This window comes from Streptomyces albidus (ex Kaewkla and Franco 2022) (assembly GCF_013870515.1).
Classification (GTDB): domain Bacteria; phylum Actinomycetota; class Actinomycetes; order Streptomycetales; family Streptomycetaceae; genus Streptomyces; species Streptomyces albidus.
This window is the reverse complement of sequence record NZ_JACBXA010000025.1, coordinates 15,704-30,471: the sequence shown is the minus strand read 5'-3', so window position 1 is coordinate 30,471 and position 14,768 is coordinate 15,704. Positions and strand designations below refer to the sequence as shown.

General features: G+C 69.7%; 13 protein-coding genes and 1 pseudogene. 1 reads left to right on the top strand and 13 read right to left on the bottom strand.

Going from position 1 to position 14,768, the window contains the following annotated elements:
• Positions 1–126: 126 nt before the first annotated feature.
• From H5J26_RS07035 to bldG, 6 genes are all read right to left on the bottom strand, one after another.
• On the bottom strand, positions 127–324 hold the full coding sequence (locus tag H5J26_RS07035; protein WP_181764841.1) for a hypothetical protein: 198 nt from the start codon (positions 322–324) through the stop codon (positions 127–129).
• A gap of 119 nt (positions 325–443) precedes the next feature.
• Positions 444–2,000, bottom strand: a complete 1,557-nt coding sequence (locus H5J26_RS07030) for a DUF7059 domain-containing protein (protein WP_181764840.1) — start codon at positions 1,998–2,000, stop codon at positions 444–446.
• Positions 2,001–2,047: 47 nt separating this feature from the next.
• Positions 2,048–2,608, bottom strand: coding sequence for a small secreted protein (locus H5J26_RS07025; protein WP_309237812.1), 561 nt, complete (start codon positions 2,606–2,608; stop codon positions 2,048–2,050).
• A 206-nt stretch (positions 2,609–2,814) separates the two neighbouring features.
• Positions 2,815–5,241: a sodium-translocating pyrophosphatase gene (locus H5J26_RS07020; RefSeq protein WP_235980457.1), complete on the bottom strand. Its 2,427-nt coding sequence runs from the start codon at positions 5,239–5,241 to the stop codon at positions 2,815–2,817.
• Between the two features lie 431 nt (positions 5,242–5,672).
• The gene (locus H5J26_RS07015; protein ID WP_181764838.1) at positions 5,673–6,116 is read right to left on the bottom strand and encodes an ATP-binding protein; all 444 of its coding nucleotides are present in this window, start codon (positions 6,114–6,116) and stop codon (positions 5,673–5,675) included.
• A gap of 101 nt (positions 6,117–6,217) precedes the next feature.
• The gene (gene bldG / locus H5J26_RS07010) at positions 6,218–6,559 is read right to left on the bottom strand and encodes an anti-sigma factor antagonist BldG (protein WP_016473000.1); all 342 of its coding nucleotides are present in this window, start codon (positions 6,557–6,559) and stop codon (positions 6,218–6,220) included.
• 220 nt (positions 6,560–6,779) lie between these two features.
• Here bldG and H5J26_RS07005 point away from each other — a divergent pair, with 220 nt between their 5' ends.
• Positions 6,780–9,209, top strand: a complete 2,430-nt coding sequence (locus H5J26_RS07005) for a DEAD/DEAH box helicase (protein ID WP_419183761.1) — start codon at positions 6,780–6,782, stop codon at positions 9,207–9,209.
• Between the two features lie 48 nt (positions 9,210–9,257).
• Here H5J26_RS07005 and H5J26_RS07000 read toward each other — a convergent pair.
• From H5J26_RS07000 to ssd, 7 genes and pseudogenes are all read right to left on the bottom strand, one after another.
• A pseudogene (locus H5J26_RS07000) lies at positions 9,258–9,587 on the bottom strand (Rv3654c family TadE-like protein); the annotation flags it as partial.
• Positions 9,556–9,921 carry a TadE family type IV pilus minor pilin gene (locus H5J26_RS06995; protein WP_309237810.1) on the bottom strand — a complete coding sequence of 122 codons (366 nt, stop codon included), beginning with the start codon at positions 9,919–9,921 and terminating at the stop codon, positions 9,556–9,558. The gene H5J26_RS06995 and the pseudogene H5J26_RS07000, both read right to left, overlap by 32 nt.
• Positions 9,908–10,153 (bottom strand): DUF4244 domain-containing protein, encoded by a 246-nt coding sequence (locus tag H5J26_RS31325; protein WP_419183760.1) that lies wholly within the window; start codon positions 10,151–10,153, stop codon positions 9,908–9,910. Before H5J26_RS31325 ends, H5J26_RS06995 begins: the two co-directional genes overlap by 14 nt.
• Positions 10,154–10,230: 77 nt before the next feature.
• Positions 10,231–11,088 carry a type II secretion system F family protein gene (locus H5J26_RS06985; protein WP_181764836.1) on the bottom strand — a complete coding sequence of 286 codons (858 nt, stop codon included), beginning with the start codon at positions 11,086–11,088 and terminating at the stop codon, positions 10,231–10,233.
• The gene (locus H5J26_RS06980; protein ID WP_419183759.1) at positions 11,085–12,023 is read right to left on the bottom strand and encodes a type II secretion system F family protein; all 939 of its coding nucleotides are present in this window, start codon (positions 12,021–12,023) and stop codon (positions 11,085–11,087) included. Before H5J26_RS06980 ends, H5J26_RS06985 begins: the two co-directional genes overlap by 4 nt.
• The gene (locus H5J26_RS06975; protein ID WP_181764835.1) at positions 12,023–13,378 is read right to left on the bottom strand and encodes a TadA family conjugal transfer-associated ATPase; all 1,356 of its coding nucleotides are present in this window, start codon (positions 13,376–13,378) and stop codon (positions 12,023–12,025) included. The genes H5J26_RS06980 and H5J26_RS06975 overlap by 1 nt, the downstream gene beginning before the upstream one ends.
• Entirely contained in the window at positions 13,375–14,523 is a 1,149-nt protein-coding gene (gene ssd / locus H5J26_RS06970; RefSeq protein WP_181764834.1) for a septum site-determining protein Ssd, read from the bottom strand. Before ssd ends, H5J26_RS06975 begins: the two co-directional genes overlap by 4 nt.
• Between the last annotated feature and the right edge of the window lie 245 nt (positions 14,524–14,768).

Genomic DNA, 14,768 nt, shown 5'->3' with positions numbered 1-14,768 from the left:
GGCATCGGTGACGCTGCGGAGTGTGACGGTACCTCCCGCCTCTGTGTCAAACGGGAAAACTCGGCAACGCAACTCGAACGGTAACCCGACACCCGTTGTTCCTGCCGCCCGATACGGCCCCGATCCTCAGCCCGAGGACAGCACCCAGCCGCCTGCGAGGAGCGAAATCACGCCGAAAAGAAGAGCCACCGCCGCTCCGGCGACGGCCGGAACACCCTCCGCCACGGGCTGGTGCGAGCGCAGCCGCACCGAGGTCCACACCACGAGCCCCGCCCCGAACAGGGCCAGGGTCACCCCGGCGAACAGCGCCGGTCCACTTTCCATGCCGCTTTGCATGGCGCGCACCCTGACACCGCAAGTCAACGCCCATACGAACGGCGGGTGAACCACGGGTCCGGCCTTGAGCGGACGGTCCGCATCCGGGCGCACGGGGAGGCTTCGGACTACCCCTTCGGGCCCACGGGCAGCAGGAAGCCCTGCTCGACCAGCAGCCGGATCGCCTGCGGCGTCCGGTCCCGCAGAAGCACCGGATCCTCGCCGACGAGCTGCGCGATGGCGTCGAGAATCCGCCACGCAGGCAACGAGCCGTCGCAGACCCCCGCGAAACCCGCCCCGATCGTGTCCACCTTGGTGGCCCGGCGCATCCCTCGCTGCTGACGCAGCACCACATGCTCGGGGTCCTCGGCGCCGGGCATCCCGACCTGCTCCTGGACGACGCCGTCCGCCAGCTCGAAGTGACAGTCGAGCAAGGCGGCGTCGTCCGTGACGCGCAGGAAGTCCCGCCGCCGGAAGTGCTCCACGACCTCCTCGCCGAGCGGCTGCTCGACGGGATGCGGCCACTCCTCGACGAGGACGTCCGGCTCCTCGGCCCCGCTCTTGCGCAGCGTGATCCAGCCGAACCCGACGGCGTTCGTGCCCCGCCGCTCGAACTCGTCCAGCCAGTCGTCGTACCGGGCCGCGTACTCGGCGTCCCCCGAACGGTGATCCCCCGCGTCCCGCAGCCACAACTCCGCGTACTGCGTGACGTCCTGCACCTCGCGCTGCACGATCCACGCGTCGCAACCGAGCGGCACCCACGAGCGCAGCCGCTCGTGCCAGTCCTCGCCGTCACGGTGCTCCCAGTTGGCGAGCAGCTGGCAGTAGCCGCCCTCGGCGAGCCAGTCCGCGGAGTGGAGCGCGAGGGTGCGGCACAGGTCGTCGCCGGTCATCCCGCCGTCCCTGTACGTCAGCCGGGCTCCCGGCGAGATCACGAAGGGCGGGTTGGAGACGATGAGGTCGTACGGCTCGTCGTCGGCGACCGGCTCGAAGAGCGGGCCCTCCCGCAGATCGACCCCGGACTCGCCGGACAGGGCGAGGGTGAGCCGGGCACACTCCAGCGCGCGCGGATTGACGTCGGTCGCGGTCACGCGGGTCGCGTGCTGGGCGGCGTGCAGCGCCTGCAGACCGGAACCCGTGCCGATGTCCAGGGCGCGGGCGACGGACTTGCGCACGGTGATGCCGGCCAGCGTCGTCGACGCTCCGCCGACTCCCAGGACGACGTCCTCCGAGCGCGCGTTGTCAGACCCGCCGACTCCGCCGGCACCGCCCACCGCGCAGCCGAGGTCCGCGACGATCCACCAGTCCTGTCCCTCGGGACCGCCGTACGGCCTGACGTCGACCGTCGCCCGTACGAACTCCTCGCCCGAGCCGGCGTCCTGCGCCGGGACCAGCCAGCCGTCCTGAAGCGCCTCCTCCACGTGCAGCGCGGCCCGCGCCTGCTCGCGGGAAACGCTCCGCTGCAGCAGGAAGAGGCGGACCAGCGTCTCGAGGGGGCTCTTCCCGCGGGTGGCCCGCAGCGCGGGCACGGATTCACTGCGGGCGAGGGCGGAGTAGGCCGGCCCGCCGAGCAGGTCGAGGAGTCCGTCGGCGGTGAAGTTGGCGGCGCGCAGCGCCTCCCGCAGTCGGCTGGTGCGGTCAGGGTCCGCTTCGGGGAGGCGTTCGCTCGTACTCACGTCCCCCATTGTGGCGTCCCTGCTCTCGCCTGTGCCGTCCCGGGGGCGCGGCGGCTCTATACGTTCGGGTTGTTGCCCGGACGCTTGCAGCCCTTCTGGTTGGCCATGGCCTTGCCGACGTCGCCGGACTGCAGCTTGCTCAGAGCCTTGTCGCCGCTCTTCCCGAGCGTGTCCAGCTTGGTCGCCACGCCCTGCAGGCCCTCGGCGAACTTCGCCTGGTCCTTGGTGTCCAGGCCGTCGACCGTCTTACGCAGGTCGGCGTACTTCGTGGAGATGCCGCGCAGCTCACTCACGGCGTCCTTGTGGAGCGTCTCGCCGTCGTCGACGGGCGGCGGGCCGGCCTTGTCGACCGAGTCCGCAAGGGACTTGTACGCACCCGAGATCTTCTGGAACGCGGCGGCGTCGGTCTCCTTGACCTCCTTCGAGGAGTTCTTCTCCTTGGAGGCGTCGTTGATGGAGGTGTTGGCCTCCTGGATCTTCTTCACCTGAGGCTGCACGTCGTCGCAGACCTTCTTGGCCCACGCGTCGGTCTGCGCGCCGCTGTCGTCACTGCAACCAGTCAGCGTGAGTGCGAGAACCGCACCGCCGCACACTGCAGCCGCCAGTTTCTTCTTCACCGGATCGGTCCCTTCCGTGGCTGTTCGGCCCGGAACATACACGCCCATCGGTTGTCGGCGGCGAGTCGGGCGAGAGCTCTGCCCCGTATTGTAGCCATTTGCACCACTCAGTTGGCCGGTGTGCTGTCGCACACACGACAGCCGGGCGGACAAGGAGCCAACGCCCCTTGCCCGCCCGGCTGTTGAAGCAATCATCTGCTCCGGCGTCAGGAAGCCGCAACCGGATCGGTCGGCTTCGCCTCCCGCTTCGCGTCGTTGTCCTTGCTGGCGCTTCCGTTCTCGGACTCGGTGTCGTCGCTCATGGCGATGCCACGACGCTTCGACACCCAGACGGCGCCGACGACGATCCCCGCGGAGACCAGCGCGACCAGGGCGCGAAGGCCCACGTTCGCGTCGTCACCGTAGGAGAACTTGACCACGGCCGGCGCGATGAGCAGCGCCACCAGGTTCATCACCTTCAGCAACGGGTTGATCGCCGGGCCCGCGGTGTCCTTGAACGGGTCGCCGACGGTGTCGCCGATGATGGTGGCCTCGTGGGCCTCGCTGCCCTTGCCGCCGTGGTGCCCGTCCTCGACGAGCTTCTTGGCGTTGTCCCAAGCACCGCCGGAGTTGGCCAGGAAGACGGCCATCAGCGTGCCGCAGCCGATCGCACCCGCGAGGAACGCCGCGAGGGCGCCGGCTCCGAAGGTGAAGCCCACCAGGATCGGGGACAGCACCGCCAGGAGACCCGGCGTCGTCAGCTCACGCAGCGCGTCCTTGGTGCAGATGTCCACGACGCGGCCGTATTCCGGCTGCTCCGTGTAGTCCATGATCCCGGGCTTCTCGCGGAACTGCCGCCGGACCTCGTAGACCACGGCGCCGGCGGAACGCGAGACCGCGTTGATCGCCAGCCCCGAGAAGAGGAAGACGACCGCGGCACCGAGCATCAGCCCGACCAGCGTGCTGGGCTGGGCGATGTCGAGAAGCTGCATCATCTTGCTGCCGCTCTCGCCGGCCTCGTCGAGCGCCGAGACGAGCTCGGTGCGGTACGAGCCGAAGAGCGCGGCGGCCGCCAGGACGGCCGTGGCGATGGCGATGCCCTTGGTGATCGCCTTGGTGGTGTTGCCCACCGCGTCCAGGTCGGTGAGGACCTGGGCGCCGGCGCCCTCGACGTCGCCCGACATCTCGGCGATGCCCTGGGCGTTGTCGGAGACCGGCCCGAAGGTGTCCATGGCGACGATGACGCCGACCGTGGTGAGCAGACCGGTGCCGGCGAGCGCGACGGCGAACAGCGCCAGCATCACGGTGCCGCCGCCGAGGAGGAAGGCGCCGTAGACGCTCAGCCCGATCAGCAGGGCCGTGTAGACGGCCGACTCCAGACCGATGGAGATACCGGAAAGGATGACCGTGGCCGGGCCGGTGAGCGAGGTCCGGCCGATGTCCCGTACGGGCTTGCGGGTGGTCTCGGTGAAGTAGCCCGTCAGCTGCTGGATCACAGCGGCGAGCACGATACCGATGGCCACCGCGACGACCGCCAGAATCCGCGGGTCACCGGAGTGACCGAGGATCTCCGGCGCATCGCTCCCGGAGACGCCCTTCAGGTCGGCGTAGCTGGAGGGGAGGTACACGAACGCCGCGATGGCGACCATGACCAGGGAGATCACCGCGGAGATGAAGAAGCCGCGGTTGATCGCGGTCATGCCGCTGCGGTCCTTCGTGCGCGGTGCCACAGCGAAGACGCCGATCATGGCCGTGAGCACGCCGATGGCCGGAACCAGCAGCGGGAACGCGAGACCGTCGTTGCCGAAGACGGCCGTGCCCAGGATGAGCGCGGCGACCAGGGTCACGGCGTAGGACTCGAACAGGTCGGCCGCCATACCGGCGCAGTCACCGACGTTGTCGCCCACGTTGTCCGCGATGGTCGCGGCGTTGCGGGGGTCGTCCTCGGGGATTCCCTGCTCGACCTTGCCGACGAGGTCGGCACCGACGTCCGCGGCCTTGGTGAAGATGCCACCACCGACACGCATGAACATCGCGATCAGCGCGGCGCCGAGGCCGAAGCCCTCGAGCACCTTGGGCGCATCAGCCGCGTAGACGAGCACGACGCAGGCTGCACCCAGCAGGCCAAGGCCAACTGTGAACATGCCGACGACGCCGCCCGTACGGAAGGCGATCTTCATGGCCTTGTGCGAAACGGCGGTCAGGTCCGCAACAGGCCCTCCCCCTTCGGGGGTCGCCTCGCGTGCGGCGGCAGCCACACGCACGTTGCTGCGCACCGCGAGCCACATGCCGATGTAGCCGGTGGCCGCGGAGAAAGCCGCGCCGACGAGGAAGAACAGCGAGCGTCCTACGCGCTGGCCCATGTCATCGGCGGGCAACAGGAACAGCAGGAAGAACACCACGACGGCGAAAATGCCGAGCGTGCGCATCTGGCGGGCCAGGTAGGCGTTTGCGCCTTCCTGCACAGCTGCAGCGATCTTCTTCATGTTGTCGGTGCCCTCGCTCGCAGCGAGAACTTGACGGACCAGCACGACGGCAAGGCCGAGAGCTGCCAGAGCGACTACCGCGATCACGATGACGAGACTGCGATTTCCGGTGGTCAACACGGCATCAGCCAGGTGCTGGTGGTACTGAGGGGTGAGGTGCCCCGCCATTCGTCCTCCTTGACGCTTGGCGCAGGGGCGCGCGGTTCGGTGGCCGGCTCCTGCTTGCAAAGATGTGGACGGATTGTAGGGATCAGCGCTGGATCAAAACAGTGCGCCGAATCGGCAATCCGCCTACAACAGCGGAGATCAAATGGAGTTCGTGTGGGGAATTCGCTCGCACGAGGGAGGCTTACAAAAATGCTGACGCTGTAAAAATGATCGCGTCGACAGGGTCCCACAAACCTCGCTTTTCACATGGAACCGACTCAAAAATCTGCCCCTGGACCGGCTTCGGTCAGGGGCAGCTGTGGAGACGAAGTGGCGCGGCGGAGTCGGCTGCGATGCCTCGAGACCTGGCACGAGCGCGTTTATGAAGATCCCATAACTTGTCACGGCCATCCGGCGGCGGCGACCTCACCGAAGGCCTCAGAGACCGGAGGTCAGGGCAGGACCGGCTCCGGAATCACCGGCCAGCTCATACGGATCAGGCCGCCCTTGTCGTCGGCGGTGACCTCGACGTCGTCGACGAGCCCGCTGATCACCGCGAGACCCATCTCCCCCTCGGCCTCGTCCTCGTCGGACTTGGCGGCCGGAGCGGCTGAGCCCGAAGAATTGTGCGCGGAAGCGCTGGCCGTGGGGGCGGCGTCGCCGACCTCGATGGAGAACTTCTTCTCCTCCTCGATCAGCGCCACCCGCACGGGGGTGTCGAGGTCGTGGCTCATGTGCAACCCGACAGCGCGCGAGCACGCCTCACCGACTGCGAGCCGCACCTCGTCGAGCACAGCCTCGTCCACCCCTGCCCGCCGCGCCACGGCGGCTGCAACCAGCCTGGCCGTACGCACATGCTCGGGCAACGCGCTGAAGCGGAGTTCCACGATGGCCATGCCATCCCCCTCGAACTTGCAATGTCACATTCCCGGGTACCGGGCTCCATGAGCCCGGTACCTCCGACGTCGTTCCGCTATCAGGTCCGCCTCGGCGAACGTCAGTCGGTCGCCGCGACGGCCTCGTCCACAGAGCTGTGGATGGGGAACACCTTGGTCAGACCGGTGATACGGAAGATCTTGAGAATGCGCTCCTGGTTGCAAACCAGTCGCAGCGAGCCCTCGTGGGCACGCACCCGCTTGAGCCCGCCGACGAGCACACCGAGGCCGGTGGAGTCCAGGAAGTCAACGCCTTCCATGTCCACGACCAGGTGGTAGCTGCCGTCGTTCACAAGCTCGACCAGCTGCTCACGCAACTTGGGCGCGGTGTATACATCAATCTCGCCACCGACCTCGACGATCGTCCGATCGCCTACGGTCCGGGTCGACAGGGACAGGTCCACGGATCCTCCAGCACCTTGCTATCGAGTCGTCCACACACTGAGGTCTCCCGGCCGAGGACAGGCCAGGACAGCGGGCGGATCGGCAGCCGCAGAAGCATTCAATCACCTACCGGCCTGCACGCACGACGCCTTGCGGTCATTGTGCGTCGTGCCGGTGACACCCTCGGTGTCCACGGCCGGCCGACCTCATCTGGTCGCCACGAGCGTACGCTCACCTGCTGTGCCCTCTCGCAAGGTCTCCGACAGCGACCCCCGAACGGTGCTCGCCCAACTCACCGCCGGGGAAGGTAGAGCTGCTCGTATCACCCATACGGAGCACTTGCCCCCACGGCCCGGTCGCCATGCGCCCTGGCCGGAGCGGATCCGGCCCGAAGTGGCCGACTGCGTAAGGGAGTCGGGAATCGAACGGCTCTGGACGCATCAGGCGCACGCGGCCGAGCTCGCTCTGCGCGGCGAGTCAGTGATCATTGCCACAGGGACCGCTTCCGGCAAGTCCCTCTCCTATCTCATACCGACACTGAGCACGCTCCTCGACGGCGCGGATCCTTCAGCAGAGAGCGAACGCGGGCTCGCGGCCAGCCGGGCTGACGGAGCAAAACCTCAGGGTGTGCCGGGACAGCAGGGTGGGGCGGGACGTCAGGGCGGACGCGGGAGCACCGCTCTGTATCTGGCACCGACCAAGGCACTCGCGGCCGACCAGCGTCGCGCCATCACCGAACTCGCCGCTCCCCTCGGCACGTTCATTCGCCCCGCCGTCTTCGACGGGGACACCCCGGTCGAAGAACGGGAGTGGGTACGCCTGTTCTCGAACTACGTACTCACCAACCCCGACATGCTGCACCGCGGCATCCTGCCGGCGCACGCACGCTGGGCCTCCTTCCTCCGTTCGCTGCGCTACGTCGTCATCGACGAGTGCCACACCTACCGCGGAGTCTTCGGCTCCCACGTGGCTCAGATCATCCGACGGCTGCGAAGGGTGTGCGCCCGCTACGGCTCCGACCCCGTCTTCCTCCTGGCATCGGCCACCGCGGCCGATCCCGCCGAGGCGGCCACCCGCCTCACCGGTGTGCCCGTCACCGCGGTCACCGACGACACCTCCCCTCGTGGTGAATTGGTCTTCGCGCTCTGGGAGCCGCCTCTCACGGAGCTTGAGGGCGAGCGCGGGGCCCCGGTCCGGCGGACCGCAACGGCCGAGTCCGCCGAGCTGCTGACGGACCTCGCGGTGCAGGGCGTACGAACCGTCGCCTTCGTGCGCTCACGGCGAGGTGCCGAACTCATCTCGCTCATCGCCCAGGACCGCCTCGCCGCCGTGGACCGCGCGCTTCCCTCCCGTGTCGCCGCGTACCGAGGCGGCTATCTGCCCGAGGAGCGCCGGGCCCTCGAACACAACCTGCACACCGGCGACCTGCTCGGTCTGGCCGCGACCAACGCCCTCGAGCTGGGCGTCGACGTCTCAGGCCTCGACGCCGTGCTCATCACCGGCTATCCGGGGACGCGGGCCTCCGTATGGCAGCAGGCCGGACGCGCCGGGCGTACGGGAGAGGGTGCGCTCGCCATCCTCGTCGCCCGCGACGACCCTCTCGACACCTATCTCGTTCATCACCCCGATTCCCTTTTCCGAGCGCCGGTCGAGTCGACCGTCCTCGATCCGGACAACCCGTATGTCCTCGCGCCACATCTGTGCGCGGCCGCTTCTGAGATCCCGCTCACCGAGGCCGATGCTCCGCTCTTCGGTCCCGGCTATCCCGACCTCCTGCGTCAGCTCGAGGAGAGCAAGCTGCTGCGCCGCCGTGGAGGCTCCTGGTACTGGACGCGGAAGGAGCGGGCCGCCGATCTCGCCGACATCCGTGGCTCGGGAGGCACGCCCGTCCAGGTAGTCGAGGCGGACACCGGCCGTCTGCTGGGGACGGTCGACGCCGGGGCGGCGCACAGCACCGTTCACGACGGAGCTGTGCACCTGCACCAGGGGCGTACCTATGTGGTGCGGCACCTGGACCTGGAGGACTCCGCGGCGCTGGTCGAGGAGGCCAACCCTCCCTGGACCACGATGGCGCGGGACACCACCGCCGTGTCCGTCCTCGAAACCGAGGCGGAGGTGCCCTGGGGGGACGCGCGACTGTGCTACGGCACCGTGGAGGTCACCAATCAGGTCGTCTCCTATCTCCGCCGTCGCCTCATCACGGGTGAGGTGATGGGCGAGACGAAGCTCGACCTCCCCCCTCGGACGCTGCGCACCCGGGCCGTCTGGTGGACGGTCACCGAGGACCAACTCGACGCGGCAAGGATCGGCCCCGAGATCCTTCCCGGCGCTCTGCACGCGGCCGAGCACGCAGCAATCGGACTGCTGCCGCTGTTCGCCACCTGCGACCGCTGGGACATCGGCGGAGTCTCGATCCCGCTGCACCCGGACACGCTCCTGCCCACCGTCTTCGTCTACGACGGGCAGCCGGGAGGCGCAGGCTTCGCCGAACGCGCCTTCCGCACCGCCGCCGACTGGCTGACCGCCACACGCGACGCCATCGCCGCCTGCGACTGTGAAGCGGGCTGCCCCTCGTGCATCCAGTCGCCCAAGTGCGGCAACGGCAACGACCCTCTGCACAAGCGCGGAGCTGTCCGGCTGCTGACCCAACTGCTCAGTTCTGCTGGATAGTTGCTCTGCTCTTCCCAGCATCGGCACCGGCCCGGGAGGGCCTGCGCGGGACCGCACCGTCGGCGCATAGGGACCGAGCCGCACCTGGGCCGAGACGTCGGCGATCTCGCCGGTCACGTCGCAACGAACCAGCCGGGCCCCCTGGGCCTCGGCCACCCGACGTGCGGCGGCACAGGCACGGTCCGCTCCTTCGAGGGCACGGTCGGCAGCAGCCAGCGCCGAGAGGTCGGCGGCACCTCCCGCACGGTGGCGGGCGGAGACGACCTGCCCGAGCCCGAGCAGCACTGCCACGACGCCGCACAGGACGACACCGCTCAGGGCTGCCCAGACCGTCGCGGAACCCCTGTCATCGCTCAGCACGAGCAGGCACCCCCACATCCTCCTCGGACATGGCCACCGCCTCGGAACTCAGTCCGAGCCTCAGCGGGCCGGGGCCGGTGGACTGTGCCCGTACGCGAACGCGGACGAGGTTCCCCTCCGTTTCCGTCTCCACGGCAGCTCCCCCGGGTGCCGCCGACAGGGCGGCGCTCCGCACCGCTGTCTCCTTCTCGCCGCGCGCCGCTGCCCGTGCGCCTGCTCGTGCTCCGTCCACACACTGGATGTGCTGTGCGGCGGCCATCACTCCCCACAGGAGCATCCCGAACAGGAGCACCAGCGCCGGGACGACCACGGCTGTCTCCGCCGTCACGTAACCGTCGTCAGAACTGGGCACTGAGGGCCCTCTCGATCAGTTGCTGCATCTCCGCGCTGACCGAGCCACTCGTCACGATCTTGTAGAGCACGGCTGCGAAGCCGCAGGCCGCAATGGTCCCCACTGCGTACTCCGCGGTGCTCATACCGGTGTCGGAACCCAACTCCCCCTTGATGAGGCGGAGTCGGCGGATGCCGGCCCTCCCCCATCGACGGCTCGTGGTGCGCACGGTGTGATCGAACTTCCCGAACACGGTTCCCCCTTGTCCTTCTCTTCCTCGTTCTTTGTCCTTGCTGCTCATCACGGGTGCCGCGACAAGCAGGTCAGGGCTCACAGCAGCGACCTCGCCAGGCCCATGACCACCGGTGCCACGCCGACCGCGAGGAAAGCGGGCAAGAAGCACAGCCCGAGCGGCCCAGTCACCAGAACTGCCGCCCGACGAGCGCGGGCGGAGGCCGCTCGCCCCTGCTGAGCACGGAGTTCGGAGGCGAGACGGGCAACCGGCTCCACAGCCGGGACACCCGTCGTCCCAGCACGTTCCATGCACTGGGCGAACCCGCCGGCTCCCGGCAGCGACTTGAACCGCCCCCATACAGAGGCAGGCTCCGCTCCAAGCCGCAGCTCTGTCGCGACACGGATCAACCGCATCCCAAGCGGCCCGCCCAAAGACCGGCCGACTGCGTCCGCCGCCTGCGCGGGGCTCGACCCTGCCGCCAGGCAGGCGGCCATCAACTCGGCTGCGAGCGGGAGCTGTTCCGCCGCGGCACGGACCGCGCTCTGCTGACCCGTGCTGCCCGAACGCGCCTGCCGTTCGCGCATCCACCGCCAGACCCCGGCAGCCGCCACTCCGGCGATCATCCAACCGGTGATCCCTCCGATCAGGGTCACCGCGAACGCCCCCGCACCCAGCGCCGCCGCGCCTTCCCGTATCGACCGACGCACCACCCACTGCTCGAGGCGCTTCCTGCGCTCTTCGAGGGCTCCTGTCAGGGCACTTCGGCCCTGTGATGCCGGCCGATGTCCTGTGGTGGGCCCGCCCTCATGTATGCCGAGCAGCGCCTGAATCCGGTGCCGCATTCTCCGGTCACGCCACAGGCCGCACACCGAACCGGTGATGCACCCGGCTCCGGTCAGCAGCGATACCCACACCAGCCCATCGGTGAGAAGACCTGCATCCCACTCGTTCATGGCGTGCCACCACCCCGAACGCCTCCGGGCCCTTCCGCTGTCCGGACGAGCCGCGCCACCCAAGTGAGGCCGGCCCACTCCAACACCGCCCCGATGCCGAGGCAGACGAGCCCGGCCGGACTGTGCAGAAGCACCCGCGCAGGGTCCGCCCCCATCCCCGCTCCCAGGAGCAGTCCGAAGGCGGGCAGCAGCGCGAGCACCACAGCGGTGGAGCGCGGCCCCGCCAACAGCGCCTGCAGTTCCTCGCGTTGGTTTCGCTCCGCCCTCAATCCACCCGAGATCCTGTCCAGCCCCTCTGCCAGGCCTGCGCCACCTTCGACGGCGACCTGCCAACAGGCGGCCACGCCGCGCAGGCCCTCGGCACCCGACTTCTGAGACGCCTCCCTCAGCGCGGCTGGGACGTCTCCTCCGAAGCGTGCCGCTGCCAGCACAGCAGCGCCGTCCTCGCCCAACTCACGGACTGCCATGCCGCCTGCCGAAAGCAGCGCCCGGTCGGGCTGCCGCCCGGCACGCAGCTCTCCCGAAACCGCTCCGCACAGCTCCACCACCGCGGCCGCCCGACGCTCGGCCGCCTTGCCCCGCTCCCGTTTGTGCAGCCAGCGCCGTGCCAGGGGGATCCCGACCACCCCGCCGAGGACCGGGATCCATGACTCCCCGAGCAGCCCCAGCACCGCTCCGCCCGCAAGACACCACCACGCGTGCGCGGCGGTCGGGCCTCCTGCCCAGTCGCGCAGGAAGGCGAGGAACTGGGCAATCCTCGGGTGCAGTTGAGGGCGAGGCTCCGCCGCCCGCCCTGTGCCGGCGAGCAGGAGCCGCGCTCGCCTCATCCCGTCGTCCCGCCCGGCCATCAGCCAGGCCGCCGCCCCCGCACACACCATCGCCGCGTACATGAGAGCTGCCTCCACGCCCGGGACTGCATGCCCGCTGCCTCCCATCAGCGTGCTCCCCCCTCGCGTGCGAACTCGCCGGCTCCACCGGCCAGTCCGAGCCCGCGCAACTCAGCGCCCCCGTCCCCCGGGCGCCGCTTCCCGCGCCCGCAGAGCCTCCACAGCTGCCGCGCCCCGCGCTCCTCCACGAACCCTCGGTCTCCCCACACCACTGCGGGCACCGTCGTGACCAGCCCGTCACGGTCCCGGTCGAGCACATGGATCTCTGCGATCCGCCGCTTCCCGGCACGGTCGCGCACGAGGTGCACGAGCACGTCGAGGGCCGCGGCCAACTGGCTGTGCAGCGCTGCCCTGTCCAGCCCGGCCGTCGTCGCCAGGGCTTCCAGACGAGCGGGAACGTCTGCTGCGGCGTTGGCATGGACCGTGCCGCAGCCGCCCTCGTGGCCGGTGTTCAGGGCGGCCAGCAGAACGGTCACCTCCGCCCCGCGGACCTCTCCGACGACAAGCCGGTCCGGCCGCATCCGGAGGGCCTGCCGCACCAGGTCGTCGAGGCCCACTCGGCCGACTCCTTCCTGATTCGCGGGCCGCGCCTCAAGACGAACGACATGGGGGTGCTCGGGCCGCAACTCGGCTGAATCCTCTGCGAGGACGATCCGCTCTTCCGGACCCACCAGCCCCAGCAGCGAGCTCAGCAGCGTCGTCTTCCCGGAGCCCGTACCTCCGCTGATAAGAAAGGAGCGTCTCGCGTCCAGCACGGCACGGAGGAGCCGTTCCCCTCCGGGCGGCACCGTGCCGGCTGCCACGAGCTCGTCCAGGCGGAACGCCCTGTGGCGCACGACCCGCAGCGACAGGCACGTCGATCCGACGGCCACCGGCGGGAGCACGGCGTGGAGCCTCGTGCCGTCCGGCAGCCGCGCGTCGACCCACGGCCTCGCGTCGTCCAACCGACGGCCGGCAGACGTCGCGAGGCGCTGCGCGAGGCGCCGTACAGAAGGAGCGTCCCGGAAGCTCACATCCGTACGCTCCAGACCCCGGCCACGGTCGACCCACACCTGGTCGGGCCGAGTGACCAGCACGTCGGTGACTTCGGGGTCGGCCAGCAGCGGCTCCAGAGGGCCCGTCCCCACCATTTCCGAACGCAGCGCCTCCACCACGTCCAGCACGGCGCTGTCGCCGAGAAGCCGCCCTTGCGCTCGCAGGGCAGCCGCCACCCTGGCGGGGGTCGGCTCGGCCTCGGTCTCCGCGAGCCTCCTGCGCACGGCGTCGAGAAGTGTCTCCTCAGGCACGGGCGAGGGCTCAGCGTCACGGCCCGCATCCCGGCCCGAAGGGCGGCCCGCGAGGCTCACGCCGCTCAGCGGTCCCACCCTGCCCGGCTGCTCGCCCAGCCCGCTTCCGGCGCTCATACGGCCACTCCCCCGCCGCTCACGCCGTCGCTGAGTGCCTGCGCCCAGAAGTCGCGGCAGAAGCGGGCCAGCATCCCGCTCGTCCTGGACCCGGGCGGCACCCCCCGCTCCGCAGCCTCCAACAGCCCCGGCTCCCAAGGCAGTTCACCGGCGAGGGGCAGCCGCAACAGCCGTGCGACCTCTTCCTCGCCGAGCCCCGGGCCATAGCCACGCCCTCCGCCAGGACCGCCCGGCGTGCGCACCACGACCCTCAGGTCCCTCAACACCATCTGCGTACGCGAGGCCACCCGGTGGGCCGCCGCCACGGCCCGCAGCTCGGCCGGGACGAGCAGGAGCCCGAGGTCTGTCTGGGCGAGGGCCTCGGCCACCGTCTCGTCCACGCGCCGCGGCAGGTCGACGACGACCACGCCACCGCGACGCCGCGCGGCGGAGAGCACGGACTTCATCGCGTCCGCGGGGATCAGCACGGAGTCCTCCCGGTCCCAGCTGAGCACGTTCAAGTCGTGCAGCTTCGGCAGCGATTCCGCGAGCGCACCGCCGTGGACCCGCCCCCGCGACTCCGCGAAAGCCGGCCATCGAAGTCCCTCCGTCCGTTCTCCGCCGAGCAGCACGTCGAGGCCGCCTCCGAGCGCGTCGCCGTCGACGAGCATCGTGCGCTGACCGTTCCGAGCGGCTGTGACAGCGAGAGCGCACGCGAGCGTCGAAGCACCCGCACCGCCCCGACCGCCGAGCACGCCGACAGTCAGAGCCGGCCTGCCCACGCACTCGGCCGCGTCGGCGATGCGCCCCGCAAGCCAGCTCTCGGCGTCGGGCAACATCACGACGCCTTCGGCTCCGATGCGCGCACCGCGCTCCCAGACACCTGAGTCGTCCAGATCCCTGCCGACGAGCAGCACACCGGACCGGCGCACCACTCCGGCCTCTTCGCCTGAAGCGCCGAATCCCGCGGCACCGGCGCAGTCGTCGCCGACGAGCACCAAAGGTGCCTTCTCCCAGGCTTTCGCACCGCTCCAGCCGACCCAGCCCACTCGGCTCCGGGGCGCACCGTGCACAACTTCCGCTTCTGCCCCGGCAGCTGCACACAGGCGCAGCAGATCATCGAGGAGTTCTTCGTCCTCGGTGACAATCAGAATGGTTTCGGCCACGTTCCAGGCCCCCTTCACAGTTCACAGCCTCACTTCCGCAAACAGTTGCGGGGGCCGTTGGGAATCACTGTGCTGGGAACGCGAAAAGGTTGGTGATCATGGTCCAAAACTGTGGACATGCCTGGAGTTGTGAATAACTCCCTCACCCAAACCAGCGACTTCCGGAGAGCAGTGCTTCGATTACACTAAGTGACGAAGTCGAGGTGGTGGCCCACGGCTCGCTGACGCCCAGCCGAGGAGGGGAG